This is a genomic window from Weizmannia acidilactici (assembly GCF_008974225.1).
Lineage (GTDB): Bacteria > Bacillota > Bacilli > Bacillales > Bacillaceae_C > Weizmannia > Weizmannia acidilactici.
Genome location: NZ_BKZR01000005.1, coordinates 18,743 through 37,073 on the forward strand (window position 1 = coordinate 18,743; position 18,331 = coordinate 37,073).

Consider the following 18,331-nt stretch of genomic DNA (forward strand, 5'->3'; position numbering starts at 1 on the left):
CATTATCTGTGAATTCTTTCACTACTATCCTGCCGGCAAACATGTTATAATTCAGTTCATAGTAAAATCAAGTTCGGGGGGAGGGGAGAATACAATGCGTATCCATTATATTCAGCACGTCCCTTATGAAGGCTCCGGGACCATTCTTGACTGGGCTAAAGAAAACGGGCATGTGCTTTCACACTTTTCTGTATGAAAACGAACCATTCCCTGCACAAGAAGATTTTGACATGTGTGTCATTATGGGCGAATATATGAATATTTATGAGGAAGAAGCTTTCCCATGGCTAAATGCTAAATGCAGAAAAAACTTTTATCCACGAAACGATCCGCTCGGGGAAAAAGTGCTGGGGATCTGCCTCGGGGCACAGCTTATTGCGGACTGCCTAGGCGAAGTAGTCCGTAAAAATAAATATAGAAACGGAAATCGGCTGGTTTCCCGTCCGTTTTACTGAAGAATCACTCCACCATCCTTATTTTAAAACATTTCAGGCATCACCTGATGTTTTGCACTGGCACGGGGATACATTTACGATTCCGGACGGGGCGGTCGTCTTGGCAAGTTCCGAAGCATGCAAAAACCAGGCCTTTTTATATGGCACGAATATCGTAGCGTTTCAGTTTCATCCGGAAGTAACAGAGAAAATTTTCCAAAATTTCCTTATCCATGCAAAAGAGGATCTTCAATTGACAGGCACTTATATACAAAATGAAGAAACAATGCATGCGAAAATGCCGGATCTGTCCGAAATCCGGCGCCAATTCACCGCTTTTCTCAATGCATTCAGCTTATCCCGCTGACACCTGCCCGGCAGTGCGGTTCAATTGCCGTTCCTGTGCCATCTTTTTGCACCATAAAGTCCCCTCTTTTAGAATAAAAGCAGGAACATTCCTGTTTAAACCGCATTTTTACAGGATCAAGAAATAAATCGCCAGGCAATACTTTTTTTAGAAAGGAAATTTTCGTTATGAGGGTTGGAGCCCGCATCATCAAAACAGGAATTGCAATTACCATTGCCCTGTTTTTGGCACAATTGCTAAAAATGCCATCACCGGTTTTTGCCGGGATTGCTGCCACTTTCGCTATCAAACCCACCATTTACCGGTCTTACCGGTCCATCATAGAACAAATACAAGGCAATATTATCGGCGCCGTACTGGCCGTTATTTTCGTCATGGCCTTTGGCAACCATTTTTTGATTGTCGGTCTCGGGTCGGTGCTCATCATTATTTTAATGCTGAAACTGAAGCTCGATGATACAGTCGGGCTTGCACTTGTTACGATGATCGTCATTATGGAAGCACCGAACAACAATTTCCTGCAGGCGGCCGGGGTCCGGTTTGCCACTTTGTTTATCGGGATTTTCAGCTCATTTTTGGTGAATTTAATTTTTCTGCCGCCTAAATACGAAGCAAGGCTGTATGTACGGCTCACCCATGCGACAGAAGAACTGCTGAAATTTATCCGGATCACATCCCGGCAGGAAGCGGATTACCATTTGTTAAAAGAAGAGCTGCCCACCATCAAAGAACGCGTCTATAAAGTGGAGCAGCTTTACACGTTGTTCAAAGAGGAAAAAAGCTACGGGAAAAACAGCAAAATTGAGCGGCAGCGGAAAGTGGTTTTATATAAAGAAATGGTCTCAATCTTAAACTTGAGCTACACCATTTTAAAAAGGCTGTACCAATACAAGTCGGATATTGCCCATTTGCCGGAAACGTTCCAGATGATGATCCGGGAACAGCTAGAATATCTTGTGAATGAACACGAAAAACTGCTGCTCATGTTCCTCGGAAAAGTAAAGGCGCATGCGCAAAAGCAAAATACGGGCGATAAACAGCGGAATGTATTGATGGATCTTTTCCTGCAAAAATTAAAAGACAAGACGTTCCGCGCCGATCTCCAGTCATACCATATCATGAACCTGCTTGCGCTGTTGGTCGACTACCAGGAACAACTCGAACATTTGGAAGCATTGATTGAAGTCTACCAAAAATACCATAAAGATAAAACAGAATTAAACATCAATGAATTGGAAGACCAGTAATCATCTGGGTCGGCTTTGCAATATTGCAAGCCGGCCCTAATCTTTCCGGAAAAAAGTTTGAATCCGGCTCTTTGAAGTTTTCAGCCGGCCGACAGCTTCACTGTAATGCTTGCTGACATAGGCAAAATATAAAACATTAATCGTAAACAACTGCGCAGCCAGTGAGGTTGTTGCGGCGCTTCTGAGCATGACTGCCTCCCCGCCATGGTGGAAAACCGCGAAATCAACCATTTCCGTAAGCGTGCTATCCTGCTTTTGCGTGATGGCAACCGTTCGAAGTCCTCTCTGCTTTGCTATTTTCATTAACTTCACCGTTTCAATCGTTTCTCCCGAATTGGAGACCGCAATAAACAAGCTATTCTGATCCGCATTGGCCAACGAAGAGGCAAGCAGGTGATGGTCCTGCATATGGACTACGGCTTTGCCGATCCTTGAAAATTTTTGCGTAAAATCTTCGGCCGCGACATGTGAAGCGCCCAGGCCGTAGACGTAAATGACGGGACAGGCATCGAGCATTCCGGCCACTTGATCCACGGCTTCCGCATCCAGCTTGTTGGCGGTTTGCGAAATTGACTGGTTAAACCTGATGGCCAGTTCTTCAGCAATTAACGGCACATCTTCATTTGGGGAAATATCGGTGTAAATTTTTCCGTTTTCCCCCGAAACATCTGCATACAACTTGATTTTCAGCTGAGCAAATCCCTGCAAACCGATTGATTTGCAAAACCGCACAACCGTTGCCGGGCTTATCCCTGCTTTTTTCGCCAAGCTTCCCGTATTCTCATCCACAATTTCTTCTGCATGGCTGAGTATATACTCCCCCAGTCTCCTTTCCATTTTTGAAAGCTCTTCTAATTTCGATTTGATCTTTAAAATGATACTTTCTTCCAAGGCCGTCACTCACTTATTTTGTATTTGCTTCCTCCATCGCTTCTTTTGGAACACCGAAGAAATAGGTCACAACAAAACCGCCAATATACCCAGAGACGAGCCCCGCAACATATCCGAGCCAGTGCCCATTTGCGATTAAAGGGATTAAATCAATGCCGCTTGTGCCGACCGCGATGGCCCCGATATTGCCGATTTCGGCGATCACCGCACCGCCAATGCCCCCGCCGATGCACGCCGTAATAAACGGGCGCCCTAAAGGAAGGGTCACGCCGTAAATCAAAGGTTCGCCGATGCCCATGATGCCGACCGGCAAGGCGCCTTTGATCAGCCGTACCAATTTTTTGTTTTTTCTGCATCTCACCCATAACGCCAGCGCCGCACCGACCTGCCCCGCGCCGGCCATTGCTAGGATCGGCAGCAGCGGCGTCACGCCTGTTTTATTGATCATTTCAATATGGATCGGGGTTAAAATCTGGTGAAGGCCGAACATGACCATCGGCAGAAAAAAGAGGCCCAATATGAATCCTGAAAACACGCCGCCGGCATCAAGCAGCCAGTTTACCGAACCGACAAGGGCGCTAGAAACAACACCCGCGGCAGGCATCACGATAAAAATCGTAAAAAGCCCGACAACCAATAGTGCAATCGTAGGTGTTACAATGATATCCACCGCATTTGGGACAATCTTGTGCAGCCATTTTTCAACAAAAGACAAAATCCATACTGCAAATATGACACCGATAATGCCGCCCCGCCCGACCGCAAGCGCATCTCCGTTGAAAATATTCGAAAGCGGCGCATTCGGGTACATCCCTGTTAACAAAATGGCCGCACCAATGATGCCCCCAAGTCCTGGTGTGGCGCCAAATTCATTCGCGCTATTAATGCCGACGTAAATGGCCAAATAAGTATAAAGCCCGTTTTTAATAACGTTTAAGGTTGTAATAAACGGTGCCCAGTTATGCCCGAGGTCGCCTGCAGTCATCATGTTAGAAAAAATCGCTGCAATCCCGGCAATCATCCCCGCGCCGACAAATGCCGGAATCAGCGGAACGAAGATGTTTGAAATCGATTTCAAAACTCTTTTAAAAGTAGTGTTGTCGTTGCGCTTCGCTTTTTCCTTCGCTTTCACCTCGGCGGCTTTTGCTTCTGCCAATTCACGGTTTGTCAGGCCGGATTCATTTTTATCCGGGTGTTTTGGAAATCTTTCTCCCAATTTCACTCCTGCCTGCGCCACCATGATGCCCGCCACTTTGTTCACAATGCCGGGCCCTAAAACGACTTGCAGCGATTCATCTTCCACCACGCCCAAAACGCCGTCAACTGCTTTCAATCCTTCCATGTTGATTTTGCTGTAATCTTTAATGGTAATTCGGACCCTCGTCATACAGTGGATGATTTTATCAACGTTTCCTATACCACCGACATTTTCGTAGATTTTATCCGCCAAACGTTGTTCCTTTGTTTCCGCCATTTTTCTCCCCCCTGAGATTACAAGATTTTCCGGACGAAACCGTTTGCGGCCTCTAATCTCCGACATGCTTCTTCTTTTGAGAGGCCGGTTAACAGCATCACGATGGCTACTTTTGCATTTCCACCCGATTCGCGTAAAAACTGTTCAGCCGTTTCATAACTGCAGCCCGCCGCCTGCATGATGATATTTTTTGCGCGTTCTACCAGCTTTTCATTTGTCGGTTTGACATCCACCATCAAATTTTTATAAACCTTGCCGATTCCGACCATTGTTGCGGTGGAAATCATGTTTAACACGAGTTTTTGCGCCGTGCCCGATTTTAAACGCGTTGATCCGGTTAACACCTCAGGCCCAACATCCACCTCTATCGCGATATCGGCGTGCCTGCTGATTTTTGCCCCTTTATTGCAGGCAAGGCTTGCGGTGAGCGCACCTGTCCGTTTCGCATAATCCAACGCACCGATCACATACGGGGTTCTGCCGCTTGCCGCAATGCCAAGCACCGTATCGTTTTCGGATAAACGGATTCTTTTCAAATCTGCTTTCCCAAGCTCCGGGGAATCTTCCGCACCTTCAACAGCCGACGTCATGGCTGCCTCGCCCCCTGCAATCACCCCCTGTACCATGGAAGGATCCGCGCTAAAAGTTGGCACACATTCGACCGCATCCAGAACCCCTAACCGCCCGCTCGTTCCCGCACCGATATAAATCAGGCGTCCGCCAAGTTGAAAAGACCGGACGGCTGCTTTTACCACTTTTTCAATTTGCCCCAGCTCTTTTCCAACGACCAAAGGCACTGTTTGGTCTTCACTATTCATTAAACGCAAAATATCAATGGAAGGCAGTATGTCCAAATCCATAGAGCGTTTGTTGCGCTGTTCCGTAGTGAGTTTTTGCAGCTCCATTATTTTCCTCCCTCACTCGCTGTAATCTCAAACTTTGTTCCTGATTGTATAAAGGGTAGGAGCGGCAAATCGCGCGCTGCAATCCGGCCGATTACATTGACTTTCGGGTCGGGAGGCAGGGCGCGCCTTACAATTTGCAGTTCCCCTTTATATCTTTTGTAAAGTTGATTATCCAATGTAATGCTGCCGGCAGTGCGCAGCCCGTTATTTTCGGGCGGAATATCCGCATCTTTATTTTCTCTCCGGGAATAGATGCTCCGGATGACATCCCTTGCCGGATCGATCCGGTTTTGATGTTTTTTAAAAATATACGGTTGCCATTTTTCTTCTTTCGCGGCAGCATGCAGGAGAATCGTTTCGCATCGGATCCATTGTCTGAATTGGCTGCAGGATTCAACCGTTAAGCCAGGATCACCGATGTATACATGATCCACAGCGTAATGTTGCAAAAGCGACAATGAAGCAGCGAGCGGATTTTCATGCCTGTGCATTTCCAAAGTAGGAAGGGTTTCGTACAAAGGATGGCGCAGCTCGCCGTCCCCAGGGGCAAAGGCGGCTACGGAAAGCCCTTTGCTTTTCAGCCACTTGTTTTTTTCGCCAAACCATTTTTCATCAAGGCCGGTTTCGAGGCGTGGATAATAATTGTGCCAGGCTTCCATCCGACTGAAATTGGCACCGTACTTTTCCAAATTTTCATAATCACTTTCAGTAAGAGTGTCCGCATTTACTCCGACTATAATGAAGTTTGAAAGTGCGGCGATATCTTTTAAATCAATTCCGTCATCCACGCGGAGCCCTGTGATCCCGCTTTCCTTGATTTGTTTGGGGCGGTGGATGGAGAGGCCTACTGCTTCAAGCGCATTTCCCGAAATATCGGCCATGAGCCTGAGACCCCTGCTTCTTGCGGCATTCACAAGCTGTTTCAACCTTCCACCGTATTGCAATACATCGTCTTCCGGAAGATGCAGGGATGTAAAAATGCCTTTAAACCCGATATCTGCCATTTCCGCTATATAGGCTTCTTTCGCATCAGACCAGTCTTCATTTAAATAAATTGAAAACCCAAACAAGTATTCACCCCCTTTTTAATTTCATTATATTCTGATTTGAAATAAAATTACAATATTATTCAAAAATTATAATCAAAAAAGAAATAGCGTTTCACTTTTAACAAAGGTTATTATTGATGATCGCGCAATCCGCTACACCCCTGCGCCACGAGCCTCCTCACTCAATACCTCAGCACGAGAGCTCGCTTATCCTTCAGGAGTATAAGAAATTAGCGATCATCAACAATAAAATTTAACAGAGCCTAAACAAAAACAGAGGGCATATATGCGCCCTCCGCTTTTCTATTGCCCAGCTCCGGCTCCTATCGGTTAGTGAACTTCTGGCCCCCCTCTTTTTGCGTAAACCAACATCGGCTCATTTCCTCGCCGTGTTTCCTTTATCTCAGTTCGAGAACGTGAGGCTCATACGCCGATAATCAGTCGCCTCCGCTTTCTCTAGTCGTCCAATTGCTGGATTTGGAATAAGTTGTAGTACAGCCCTTGTTTTTCCATAAGCTGTTCGTGTGTGCCCATTTCTTTGATCTCGCCGTCTTCAATTAGAATAATGCGGTCTGCATGGGTAATGGTCGACAGCCTGTGGGCCACAATCAAAGTCGTCCGGTTTCGCGCCAGTTTCTCGATCGCTTCCTGTATGAGATGCTCGCTTTCCAGGTCAAGTGCAGATGTTGCCTCATCAAGGATCAGAATCGGCGGATTTTTCAAAAACACGCGCGCAATCGCAATCCGCTGCTTCTGCCCGCCGGACAATTTAACGCCCCGCTCGCCGACAGTCGTATCATACCCGTCAGCCAAATTCATAATAAAGTCATGGGCTTTGGCCGCAATGGCCGCCTGCACCACTTCCTCATCCGTTGCGTGCGGATTGCCGAGTAAAATATTCGACTTCACCGACTCGCTGAACAAAATATTATCCTGCAGCACCACCCCGATCTTATCGCGGAGACTTCTTACTTTAAACTCGCGGATATCCCGGCCGTCCAAATAAATGGCACCCTTCGTGACATCATAAAACCGGGGAATAAGGCTCACGAGCGAAGATTTCCCCCCGCCGCTCATGCCGACAAGCGCAACCGTTTCCCCTGCTTTAATATGAAGATTGATATTCTTCAACACCGGCTCCTGCTTATCTGCATATTTGAATTCCACACCTTCAAACCGGATATCGCCATGCACATTCCGGCATTCTACCGCATCCGGCCGGTCATCGATGTCGTATTTTTCATCGAGCAATTCAAACACGCGGTCCATTGACGCAAACGCCTGCGTAAGCGTTGTGCCCGAGTTGACGAGCCTCCTCAGCGGACTGTATAAATTATCGATATAGGCGATAAAAGCGGCAAGCGTCCCTACCGTGAGGTTGCCTTTAATGACGAGGTAGCCTGACACAAAAATAATTAACAGCGGTGCAATATCGGTAATCGTATTGACAACGGCAAACGATTTCGCAGTCCAGCTTGTATGGGTGAGTGCTTTTTTCAGAAAATTTTGATTATGTCTGTCAAATTGTTTTTGCTCATGATCCTCTATCGCAAAGCTTTTAATGACGGCCATGCCCTGCACCCGCTCATGCAAATATCCTTGCACCTCGGCCAGCGCCTGCGAACGTCTCCTCGTTAAAAACCGCAAATTTCCGAAAAAATATTTGACCGAAAAAATATAAAACGGAAAAACAACTAGCGAAATAAGCGTCAGCCGGGCATCCATCATAAACATCATCACAATCGCAATAAGAACCGTTGTCATATCCAGCCATACGTTCATCAGGCCTGTAATGACAAAATCCTTCGTCTGTTCGACATCATTAATCACCCGGGAAATGACTTCCCCGCCGCGCGTATTTGCATAAAATTTAAAACTTAATTTTTGCAGATGCGTAAAAAAGCGGTCACGGATATCGTACAAAATTTTGCTTGCAGTCCACTGCGCAAAATATTGCCGGTAATATTCGATTGGAGGCCGGATGATGACAAAAATGCCGAGCATCATTGCCATGATCCAGACGAGCTTATGAAGTTTCTCCTCAGCCGTTAAACTGTGGCTGCCGATAATATCATCGATCACATATTTAATCAAGAGCGGAATCAAAAGCGGAATCGCAAACTTGATGATACCGATAATAATGGTTGCAATAATCTGTATCCAGTAAGGCTTTACAAACTTCATATATCTTTTTACACTATCCACGCAACAAACCCCCGAACGGACAAAACGTACCATGTTTTTTCCTCTTTTTTTAAAAATCAATTCCAAATGGATACATATAAAAAACCTGTTGGATGTCAACAGGTAATTTACTTTAACGCAAATAGGTCAAATAGCGCTCATACCATATGTCGATAAAGTCCGGGCTGAACGGGCCTTTCCGCTGACGGATCCAGTGAATGAGGATGTCCACATTCCGCTTTAAAATATGGTCTATAACATCTGGATAGCCCATTTTTTTGCGGTGGTACTCATATTCATCCTCATCCAGCAGGGTAAACGTCATGTCCGGATATACTTTAATATCCAAATCATAATCGATATATTTCAGCGCTTCGCTGTCGTAAACAAACGGGGAACCCAAATTACAGTAATAATAGACCCCGTCTGCGCGAATCATTCCAATAATATTGAACCAATGGTCCGCGTGAAAGTAGCAGATCGCAGGTTCCCTCGTTATCCATGTCCTTCCGTCCGACTCGGTCACAAGCGTCCTGTCGTTCGCGCCAATCACCAATGTCTTTGTGCTTTTCAAAACGGTTGTTTCTTCCCATATACGGTGAATATGGCCGTTATGCTTATAGCTTTGTATTTGTATTTTATCACCTTCAGACGGAATCCCCATAATCTCATGCCTACTTTCATGATTGTTTATGTAAACCCCCGCCCGTACAGGGGTTTTGGAACAAATGGCCGACAGCATCCACTCCGGAAACGGCCGGGGCAAGCTCTTATGTATATTATGGAACGGAACAGGTTATTTTTTATTTATTATAACGGTTATTGGAAATTTTTAAAACAAAACAACCCTATTTTGAATAGGATTGTTTAAGTGCAGATTTTCGAGCTCCGGTAAACGCGGATCAATTCCGCCGTCTGCGTTTCAAAAACTTTTTGGATTTCGTGCAATTCTTCATTCATCCTTTTAATTTCCGCGAGTAAGTCGTCCGCTTTAGCTTCTTCCTCAAGTTTCAGCAGTTCCGATTCGATTTTCCTGCATCTTTCTATTTCCGATTGCAAATACAGCAGTTTGTCCATCGTATCCATTTGCTGCACCACAAGCCGATTAAATTCTCCCATCATACGATTCCCCCCAAAAGGACAAATTTAACTTTTCAATAACACATATTCTGGACGTCGGGTAAAACTCCTTTGACTGCTTTTGTCGAATGCCGGGGCGACAAATGCAAAAAAGGGGCACCCGAACCGGATGCCCCTTTGTATCGCGTTATTGCTGGCCGAATTGTCCAGCATTTTGCGATTTTTTCGCTTCAGATTGCTGGTTTTGCTTTCTTACTTCCTGAGCGTCAGTTTCGCTTGCGAATTCAGAACCGAAAGATCCTTGGCCGGAAGCAGATTGCGCATTTTGCTTTTTTACTTCCTGCGCATTTGTTTCGCTGGCAAATTCAGAACCGAAATTTCCTTTGGCAGCTTTGTTGAAGTTTTTTGCCATCGTTATCACCTCCACGAGTATAATGTAACCAGAGGCGAAACGAATTATCCTTTCAATCAAACATTACAAAAAAAGGAAATGTACTTAATTCAACAGCAACGACCGGCCCCCGTCAACAATAATCGTCTGCCCGCGGATCATGAACGCATCATCCGAAATGAAAAACCGCACCGCTTTGACCATATCCCCGATTTCAACCATCCGCCCCGCCGGCGTGTTTTTCCGCGCATCTTCTAGCATCTCTTCGCGGTTTGGAAAATGGCTGAGTGCATCGGTATCCAAAACGCCGCCCGATACGGCATTTACGCAAATATTTTTCGGGGCCAGTTCAACCGCCAAATAGCGCGTCAACGCTTCGATCGCCGCTTTCGAGACGCCGACAGCCGTATAATTTTCTATATAGCGGATTGAACCTAATGAGCTTATGCTTACGATTTTGCCGCCGCCGTTTTTTTCCATCAATTTGGAGGCTTCCCTGGCGCAGAATAAAAAAGCTTTGCTGTTGATATCCATCGTCCAGTCCCAGTGCCGCTCTTCCAGTTCCATCGCCGGGCGCAGGACACCGGACGCGGCATTATTCACCAACACATCAAGCCTGCCGTATGTATCCTGAATTTGCGCAAACATCTCTTTAATTTTTTTCACATCACCGACATTCGCTTTCACGAGCAGCGCCTTTTGCCCCCGTTTTTCAATTTCTTCGGCAACTTCCATCGCCTTAGACCGGCTCCGGGCATAATTTATCACAAGATCATAGCCCATCTCTGCAAGATCAAGCGCGATTGCTCCGCCGAGGCCGCGGCTTGCCCCTGTTACAAGTGCCACTTTATTTGCCATGGATTACACCTTCCCTACGTATTTTCAAAGGCTGCAGTTGATTTCCCCGAAAATCGGCTTTTTTTCCGGGGGCACCGCACATCCGCAACCAATTGAACAGTTTTATTAAAAAAATTATCTTTGAAACCGGTTCAGCCTGTCGTAAAATGATTTTAAAAATTCATATAACTTTTTTTCAGACGGCGCAATTTCCCTTTTTTTCGGAACCATCACGCCAACCGGGCGCATAAATTGGGTATCGCTGATTTCAGCCGTTACGATTTCTTTAGACAAATTAAATAATAGCGCAGGCTCCGGAAGTATTGCAACACCCGTTCCGCTTGCTACGAGCCCTTTAATGGTCTCCATATCCTCGCCTTCAAAAGCAATTGCAGGTTCAAAACCGGCCTGCTGGCATGCGGACACGAGCATTTCCCGGATTAAAAACCCGGACCGGAACGTAATAAAATGTTCGGATTTCAGCTGGGAGAGCCGGATCAACTCCTGGCCCGAAAGCCAATGGTCGCGGCGGAAAAGTAGCATCAGCTTTTCCATATATAAAATTTCTCCGGCCACAGCCGGATGATTATCGGGAACAGGGGAAGAGATGGCCAAATCAAGCTCCCCGTTTTCGATTAACCGAGTTAAATAGTTTGGGGTGCCCTGCACGAACTGGTACTGCAAATTCGGATGCATTTTCCGGAACTGCGCGAGCAGCGCCGAAAACGGCTGCACCGACAGGCCGGTAGAAAAGCCGAGACGGACATGGCCCGTATCTGGATCCAAAAATTCATTCATTCTTTGCTTTGCTTTATTGATTTCATTCACAACTTTTTCGGCATGTTCCAGGAATACTTTGCCGATCGGCGTCAGCTTGACATTTCTTCCCTCACGCAAAAACAGGGTGACGCCGAGCTCCGCTTCCAGCAAAGAGATTTGCCTGCTGATCGCCGACTGGGCGACATGAAGGTCTTCTGCCGCCCTTGTCACATGCTCCCTTTTTGCAACTTCAATAAAGTAAATTAACTGCCTTAATTCCATTCGCCATCACACCATTCTCAAAATGAGATTAATTTCATCTTAATAATATATTGTAAGAAAGAATAACAAGAGGGTAAAATTTAAAATAATCTTACTTTTCGGACTCGAGCTGATTAATGGAAGGAATGTGAAGCAATGAATAATCAACATTATGGACTTTACCGATCAGAATATGAGCATGATGCATGCGGCATCGGCTTTTACGCGGATATTAAAGGCCGCGCGTCTCATGAGATTATCACAACCGCTCTGGAAATGCTGAGAAGGCTGGATCACCGTGCCGGTAAAAATGCAGATGAAACAACGAGCGACGGCGCCGGCATTTCAATGCAAATTCCGCATGAGTTCTTTGAAGCCGTATGTTCCTTCACCCTTCCGAAAAAAGGGGAGTATGCTGTAGGAATGCTCTTCCTACCACATGATCCGCACGCCCGAAACGAAATACTGGTCGAATTTAAAACGCAGGCTTCTTCTCTCGGCCTTTCCGTCCTCGGTGTGCGCGATGTGCCTGTAAATCCGGGTATACTTGGCCGGCAGGCGGAAGAATCACGGCCGCACATCGTTCAGATTTTCGTCTCTTCTTCAAACGATAACACGAAAGAATCGGTTTTTCAAAGAAATGTCTATATTTTGCGGAAACTGGTGGAGAACAAATTTAGTTCTTCTTTTTATGCCGCCAGTTTTTCCAATCAAACAATTGTTTATAAAGGCATGCTTTCTGCAGATCAGCTTCCTTTATTTTACGTTGACCTGCAGGATGGGCGATTCAAATCGGCGTTGGCGCTGATCCACTCCCGTTTCAGCACCAATACTTTCCCGAGCTGGGAAAGGGCCCATCCAAACCGGATGATCGCCCATAACGGCGAAATCAATACGATTAAAGGCAATGTCAACTGGTTTAACGCGAAAATCCCATTATTCGCTAATCAGCTGGATCTTGAAGCACTGGAAAAAGTCCAACCCGTGATCAACGCGAGCGGATCGGACTCCGCGATCTTTGACAATGTGCTTGAATTTTTGACGATGAACGGCATCTCCCTTCCGCACGCCATTATGATGATGGTGCCGGAGCCGTGGGAAAGCAGCGAAGACCTTCCGCCATATTTAAGATCATTTTATGAATACCACAGCCAGATCATGGAACCATGGGACGGCCCGATGGCGCTGGAATTTACAAACGGAAAACAAATCGGGGCGGTGCTTGACCGGAACGGATTGCGCCCTGCCCGTTACTATATTACAAATGACGATAAGATCATTTTTGCTTCTGAAGTCGGCGTTGTTGACGTTGAACCGGAAAATGTAAAAGAACGCCGCCATTTAAAACCGGGACAGCTTTTGTTTGTGGATCTTGAAAAAGGCATGCTGATCCCGAGTGATGAATTAAAAGCGCAGATCAGCCTGGAAAAACCATATGCGGACCATCTCGAAGAATCCGTGATCAAACTGCCGGCAGACAAACATTTAATACCGGCCGCATCCCAGCTGGAAAAAAATGAACTTTCTTATTTGCAAACTTTATTCGGCTACACTTACGAAGAATTAACGAAATCAATAGTGCCAATGGCGCAGGAAATGAAGGAACCGATCGGGGCGATGGGGGTTGATACGCCGATCGCGGTACTGTCGGAACGCCCGCAGCTTTTGTTCCATTATTTCAAACAAAGTTTCTCGCAGGTCACGAATCCCCCGATCGATTCCATCCGCGAAGCCTGCGTCCTTTCAACGGTCACATGGCTAGGTCCGCAAGTCTCTCTTGACGGGCACGATGATACCACCCATAAAAAAATCCAATTGGAACATCCGTTTTTAAGCACGGCAAAATTTCATGCCATACAAAACCAGGGTCTGAAAGCTGCTGTCCTCCCTGCTTACCATTCGCCTGATACAAGCCTTGAACAGGCACTGAAACAGTTGCTTAAGCTGGTGGACGAAAAAATTGAAGAAGGGTCGGAAATCCTAATCCTTTCCGACCGTGCAGTCGGCCAAAGCGCCGTTCCGATCCCGTCCTTGCTTGCCGTGTCGGCCGTGCACCAGCATATGATTCGCCGCGGCACAAGGCCGAAAGCAAGCCTTGTCCTCGATTCCGGGGAACCCAGGGATGCGCACCATATGGCCGCCTTGCTCGGGTACGGCGCGGATGCCATCCATCCATATCTTGCGCTTGAAACGATTAGAGGCTTAATCGAAGAAGGGCATATCAGCCTGCCATTTAAAAAAGCAAGCGAAAATTACTTGAAAGTTATCAAGAAAAGCGTCGTCAAAATCATGACAAAAGTCGGGATTACGACGCTGCAAAGCTATCGTGGCGCGCAAACATTCGAAGCGCTCGGCATCGCAGAAAGTGTTGTGGACCGCTACTTCACCGGTACCGTATCGCAAATCGGCGGCATCGGGCTTGAAGAAATCGGCATGGAGTCTTATAAACGTTATGAAAAAGCCCAGGAAATCCTTTTCCATTACAATAAAGCGCTCGATCCGGGCAGCGAACTGCAGTGGCGGAAAGACGGCGAGTACCATTTATTTAACCCGCAAATGATGTACACGCTCCAGCAGGCGGCACGGACGAACAATAAAGAATTGTACCGCCGGTTTTCCGAAATGTACCACCACGGGCCTTACGCGACGATCCGGAGCCTGCTAACGATCAAAAGCAACCGGAAACCGATCCCAATTGATGAGGTGGAACCGGTGGAATCCATTTGGAAAAGATTTAAGACAGGTGCAATGTCTTACGGTGCATTGAGCAAAGAAGCCCACGAAGCGCTCGCCATTGCTATGAACCGCATCGGCGGAAAGAGCAACAGCGGCGAGGGTGGAGAGGAAAAAGAACGCTACGTGCGCGATGCCAACGGGGATTTCAGGCGGAGCGCCATCAAACAAGTTGCTTCCGGCCGATTTGGCGTCACAAGTCTTTATTTGACCGAAGCGGATGAAATCCAAATTAAAATGGCCCAGGGCGCTAAGCCGGGCGAAGGCGGACAGCTGCCGGGCTCAAAAGTATATCCATGGATCGCGGAAGTGCGCGGCTCCACGCCGGGCGTCGGTTTAATCTCGCCTCCTCCTCATCATGATATATATTCGATTGAGGATCTGGCACAGCTCATTTATGATTTGAAGAGCGCAAACCCGAGCGCCCGCATTTCCGTAAAACTCGTGTCAAAAGCAGGTGTCGGAACGATTGCGGCAGGCGTGGCAAAAGGCCTCGCCGATACGATTTTGATCAGCGGACATGACGGCGGCACCGGAGCCAGCCCGCAAACAAGCATCAAACATGCCGGCATGCCTTGGGAACTCGGCCTCGCTGAAACCCATCAAACATTAACGCTGAATGGCTTGCGCAACCGCGTGGTGCTGGAAACGGATGGTAAGCTGATGACCGGAAGGGATGTTGTCATTGCCGCCTGCCTCGGTGCCGAAGAATTCGGCTTCTCCAGCGCACCGCTTGTCGTGCTCGGCTGCATCATGATGCGCGCCTGCCATCTTGATACATGCCCGGTCGGGGTTGCCACGCAAAATCCGAAACTGCGTGCCAATTTTATGGGCAAACCGGAACATGTCGTCAATTATATGCGCTTTATCGCAGAAGAAGTCCGTGAAATTTTGGCTGAATGCGGCTACCGCAGTCTCGATGAACTTGTCGGCGAAACGGGCCTGTTAAAAATGAAAGACGAAGTGAAAAACCATTGGAAAGCAAAACAGCTCAATTTCGATAAACTATTGTTTAAAGCAAACGAAACACCGCTTTCCGTACAAGGAAAAACCACCCAAAACCATAAAATGGAAGAACGTTTTGACAGCCGTGAATTGCAACATCTTTCCATATCCGTACGGAACAAGCAAAAGACAGCCATTACCCTGCCTGTACGCAATACAGACCGGGCAATTGGCACCACTTTGGGCCATATCATTACAAAAGAATACGGTGACCGCGGGCTGCCGGAAGATTTTATCCAAATTAACCTGAACGGTTCCGCCGGCCAAAGCTTTGGAGCGTTTATTCCAAAAGGCCTCACCTTATATCTTGAAGGCGACGCAAACGATTATGTCGGCAAAGGGTTATCCGGCGGAAAAATCATTGTTAAACCAGGAAACGGATGGCTGCATAATGAAGAACAGGCCATTATAGGGAATACCGCTTTCTTCGGTGCCACCTCCGGTGAAGCATACATCCGCGGAACAGCCGGCCAGCGGTTCTGTGTCCGCAACAGCGGTGTGCATGCCGTCGTAGAAGGAATCGGCGACCACGGCTGTGAATACATGACAGGAGGACGCGTTGTCGTGCTCGGTTCCATCGGCAAAAACTTTGCTGCCGGAATGTCCGGCGGAATCGCCTATATCTACACCGGCATTATGGGCGAAGATGAAGCTTTATCGCAAGTTAACCAGGAACTTGTCAGCGTTGAAGACGCCGAAGCCGATGAAGACATGCGCGAACTTTACCATATGATCCAGAAACATTACCAATATACCGGCAGCCCGATTGCAAAACGTATTTTGAAAAATTGGGAATGGTCTCTGCATCAGTTTGTGAAGATTGTGCCTCGCGAATATAAAGCGATGATGGAACTGATCCAATACTTCCAGGATCAGCAAATGCCGCTTGACGAAGCAAAACTGGCTGCATTTGAATTTAAAAAATCCGGGAAGAGCCTGCCGGCAATCGAAAAAGAAGCAGCTTTTCCGACTAAAGCAAAATAACGATAATCAATATTCATCCGTCAGCCGTCGGATGGATTTGTTGGGAGTGTGAGACATGCGCGGAACGACAGACTTTATTGACCAAAAACGTGAAAAGCCGAAAGAAATCGATGCACTCGAACGGATCGCAACATGGAAAGAGTACCAAAAACCTTTTCCGGAAGAGAAACTGAAAATCCAGGCATCCCGCTGTATGGAATGCGGCACCCCGTTTTGCCAGATGGGGGAATTAATCGGCCGGCAAACGAGCGGCTGCCCTCTTTACAATTTAATTCCGGAATGGAACACGCTTGCCGCTCAGGGAAAATGGGAAGAAGCATACTACCGCCTGCTTTTGACTAATAATTTCCCTGAATTTACTTCCCGCGCCTGCCCCGCCCCGTGCGAAGGGTCATGCACAGCCGGGCTGGTCAGTGAGCCGGTCACCATTAAAAGCATTGAAAAAGCGATCATTGACCGCGCCTATAAAGAAGGTTGGGTAAAGCCGAGAATCCCACTGAAACGGAATGGCTTAAAAGTGGCTGTTGTCGGAAGCGGACCTGCCGGTATGGCGGCAGCCGATGATTTGAACCAAGCCGGCTATGATGTGACAGTTTTTGAAAAAGAAGATCGCTTTGGCGGGCTGTTAATGTACGGAATTCCGAACATGAAAATCGAAAAGCAGTATGTTCAGCGCAGAATTGACCTACTTCAGGCTGAAGGCATCGAATTTATAGCCAATACGGAAATCGGAAAAGATATTACCCTGGAAGAGCTTCAGGAAACATATGACGCTGTCCTGCTCTGCATCGGCGCGGAAAAGCAGCGTGAAATAGACATTCCGGGACGCGGGTTGAAAGGTATATATCCGGCGATGGAATATTTGAAAACAAGCACAAAACACCTGCTGGATAACGGCGGCAACGGTGAACCCCGCATTACAGCGAAAGGCAAAAAAGTGATTGTGATCGGCGGCGGGGACACCGGTGCGGACTGCGTGGCAACAGCCATCCGCCAGGGCTGTAAAAGTGTTGTACAATTTGGCAAACACGGCGAACTACCGAAAGAACGCCCGGAACATGAGCCGTGGCCTGTTAACCCATCCCTGTTTACGTTGGATTATGCTTACGAAGAAACGTTTAAAGCGTTCGGGGAAGACCCGCGGAAATATTATATCCAAACAACAGAATTTCTCGGCAATGAAGACGATGAAGTCACCGGTCTCCTCACCGTTCCTTTCACAGATGAGCCTGTTGCGGAGAAGCAACTTTGGAAAGCGGATCTTGTCCTGATCGCAATCGGATTTGAGGGTGTTGATCCTACCAAAGCGGCGGGCGCAGAACTCCAAAACGGGCGCATTCAAACACGCCCGGGAAGCTTTCAAACGAACCGTGAAGGCGTCTTTGCCGCAGGGGATGCGAAACGCGGCGCAAGCCTCATCGTCTGGGCAATGCAGGAAGGAAAAAAAGCAGCAAAAGAAATTGAATTGTATCTTGCGCAAAAAACCGCTGCCGCCCAGCTACCGTCTGTTTAACATTAAAATTAAAGAGGTTGCCCATAGCCTGTAAGACGGTTATAGGCAACCCCTTTTTTGTATGAAAACAAATATGAATAAATGGAAACACTTAAATTAACCCTCATCCTTATATTTTCCTGAATCCGTGGCGAAAACCTAATGAATGGCTTTCGTAGGCAGGTTTTCCAAGCTGAATTTCGAAAAATAACTGATTTTTTGTTCTATTGTATTTTGC

15 protein-coding genes are annotated in these 18,331 nt (G+C 47.1%); 5 read left to right on the forward strand and 10 right to left on the reverse strand.

Going from position 1 to position 18,331, the window contains the following annotated elements:
- Window positions 1-230 precede the first annotated feature (230 nt).
- From GBH70_RS02805 to GBH70_RS02815, 3 genes are all read left to right on the forward strand, one after another.
- Entirely contained in the window at window positions 231-455 is a 225-nt protein-coding gene (locus GBH70_RS02805; RefSeq protein WP_151679601.1) for a glutamine amidotransferase-related protein, read from the forward strand.
- Window positions 427-801: a type 1 glutamine amidotransferase gene (locus GBH70_RS02810; protein WP_259370048.1), complete on the forward strand. Its 375-nt coding sequence runs from the start codon at window positions 427-429 to the stop codon at window positions 799-801. The genes GBH70_RS02805 and GBH70_RS02810 overlap by 29 nt, the downstream gene beginning before the upstream one ends.
- Before the next feature lie 167 nt (window positions 802-968).
- Entirely contained in the window at window positions 969-2,048 is a 1,080-nt protein-coding gene (locus tag GBH70_RS02815) for an FUSC family protein (RefSeq protein ID WP_151679603.1), read from the forward strand.
- 36 nt (window positions 2,049-2,084) lie between these two features.
- On the opposite strand, the gene GBH70_RS02820 is transcribed toward GBH70_RS02815, so the two are convergent.
- The 10 genes from GBH70_RS02820 to gltC form a co-directional block, all read right to left on the reverse strand.
- Window positions 2,085-2,948: a MurR/RpiR family transcriptional regulator gene (locus tag GBH70_RS02820; RefSeq protein WP_253693385.1), complete on the reverse strand. Its 864-nt coding sequence runs from the start codon at window positions 2,946-2,948 to the stop codon at window positions 2,085-2,087.
- A 4-nt stretch (window positions 2,949-2,952) separates the two neighbouring features.
- The gene (locus GBH70_RS02825) at window positions 2,953-4,413 is read right to left on the reverse strand and encodes a PTS transporter subunit EIIC (protein ID WP_151679605.1); all 1,461 of its coding nucleotides are present in this window, start codon (window positions 4,411-4,413) and stop codon (window positions 2,953-2,955) included.
- 17 nt (window positions 4,414-4,430) lie between these two features.
- Window positions 4,431-5,318 carry an N-acetylmuramic acid 6-phosphate etherase gene (murQ, locus tag GBH70_RS02830; RefSeq protein ID WP_151679606.1) on the reverse strand — a complete coding sequence of 296 codons (888 nt, stop codon included), beginning with the start codon at window positions 5,316-5,318 and terminating at the stop codon, window positions 4,431-4,433.
- The gene (locus GBH70_RS02835; protein WP_151679607.1) at window positions 5,318-6,388 is read right to left on the reverse strand and encodes a DUF871 domain-containing protein; all 1,071 of its coding nucleotides are present in this window, start codon (window positions 6,386-6,388) and stop codon (window positions 5,318-5,320) included. Before GBH70_RS02835 ends, murQ begins: the two co-directional genes overlap by 1 nt.
- Before the next feature lie 435 nt (window positions 6,389-6,823).
- A complete protein-coding gene (locus GBH70_RS02840) occupies window positions 6,824-8,572 on the reverse strand; it encodes an ABC transporter ATP-binding protein (protein WP_151679608.1) in 1,749 nt (582 codons plus the stop codon).
- A 112-nt stretch (window positions 8,573-8,684) separates the two neighbouring features.
- Window positions 8,685-9,215: a nucleoside tri-diphosphate phosphatase gene (gene ntdP, locus GBH70_RS02845; RefSeq protein ID WP_151679609.1), complete on the reverse strand. Its 531-nt coding sequence runs from the start codon at window positions 9,213-9,215 to the stop codon at window positions 8,685-8,687.
- 203 nt (window positions 9,216-9,418) lie between these two features.
- Window positions 9,419-9,673, reverse strand: coding sequence for a YgaB family protein (locus GBH70_RS02850; protein WP_151679610.1), 255 nt, complete (start codon window positions 9,671-9,673; stop codon window positions 9,419-9,421).
- 145 nt (window positions 9,674-9,818) lie between these two features.
- A complete protein-coding gene (locus GBH70_RS02855) occupies window positions 9,819-10,043 on the reverse strand; it encodes a gamma-type small acid-soluble spore protein (protein WP_151679611.1) in 225 nt (74 codons plus the stop codon).
- A gap of 84 nt (window positions 10,044-10,127) precedes the next feature.
- Complete coding sequence (gene fabL, locus GBH70_RS02860) at window positions 10,128-10,880, reverse strand: enoyl-[acyl-carrier-protein] reductase FabL (protein ID WP_151679612.1); 753 nt, start codon at window positions 10,878-10,880, stop codon at window positions 10,128-10,130.
- 114 nt (window positions 10,881-10,994) lie between these two features.
- Entirely contained in the window at window positions 10,995-11,900 is a 906-nt protein-coding gene (gene gltC / locus GBH70_RS02865; protein ID WP_151679613.1) for a glutamate biosynthesis transcriptional regulator GltC, read from the reverse strand.
- Window positions 11,901-12,035: 135 nt separating this feature from the next.
- Between gltC and gltB the strand changes: the two genes are divergently transcribed.
- Both gltB and GBH70_RS02875 read left to right on the forward strand, forming a co-directional pair.
- Window positions 12,036-16,601, forward strand: coding sequence for a glutamate synthase large subunit (gene gltB, locus GBH70_RS02870; protein WP_151679614.1), 4,566 nt, complete (start codon window positions 12,036-12,038; stop codon window positions 16,599-16,601).
- Between the two features lie 55 nt (window positions 16,602-16,656).
- On the forward strand, window positions 16,657-18,114 hold the full coding sequence (locus GBH70_RS02875; RefSeq protein ID WP_151679615.1) for a glutamate synthase subunit beta: 1,458 nt from the start codon (window positions 16,657-16,659) through the stop codon (window positions 18,112-18,114).
- The last annotated feature ends 217 nt before the right edge of the window (window positions 18,115-18,331 follow it).

Excerpts from the sequence above, each read along its gene's own strand:
- GBH70_RS02850 (WP_151679610.1), bottom strand. The coding sequence starts at position 9,673 with ATGATGGGAGAATTTAATCGGCTTGTGGTGCAGCAAATGGATACGATG.
- murQ (WP_151679606.1), bottom strand. The coding sequence starts at position 5,318 with ATGGAGCTGCAAAAACTCACTACGGAACAGCGCAACAAACGCTCTATG.
- GBH70_RS02815 (WP_151679603.1), top strand. The coding sequence starts at position 969 with ATGAGGGTTGGAGCCCGCATCATCAAAACAGGAATTGCAATTACCATT.
- fabL (WP_151679612.1), bottom strand. The coding sequence starts at position 10,880 with ATGGCAAATAAAGTGGCACTTGTAACAGGGGCAAGCCGCGGCCTCGGC.
- GBH70_RS02805 (WP_151679601.1), top strand. The coding sequence starts at position 231 with ATGTGTGTCATTATGGGCGAATATATGAATATTTATGAGGAAGAAGCT.
- gltB (WP_151679614.1), top strand. The coding sequence starts at position 12,036 with ATGAATAATCAACATTATGGACTTTACCGATCAGAATATGAGCATGAT.
- GBH70_RS02875 (WP_151679615.1), top strand. The coding sequence starts at position 16,657 with ATGCGCGGAACGACAGACTTTATTGACCAAAAACGTGAAAAGCCGAAA.
- gltC (WP_151679613.1), bottom strand. The coding sequence starts at position 11,900 with ATGGAATTAAGGCAGTTAATTTACTTTATTGAAGTTGCAAAAAGGGAG.
- ntdP (WP_151679609.1), bottom strand. The coding sequence starts at position 9,215 with ATGGGGATTCCGTCTGAAGGTGATAAAATACAAATACAAAGCTATAAG.
- GBH70_RS02825 (WP_151679605.1), bottom strand. The coding sequence starts at position 4,413 with ATGGCGGAAACAAAGGAACAACGTTTGGCGGATAAAATCTACGAAAAT.
- GBH70_RS02855 (WP_151679611.1), bottom strand. The coding sequence starts at position 10,043 with ATGGCAAAAAACTTCAACAAAGCTGCCAAAGGAAATTTCGGTTCTGAA.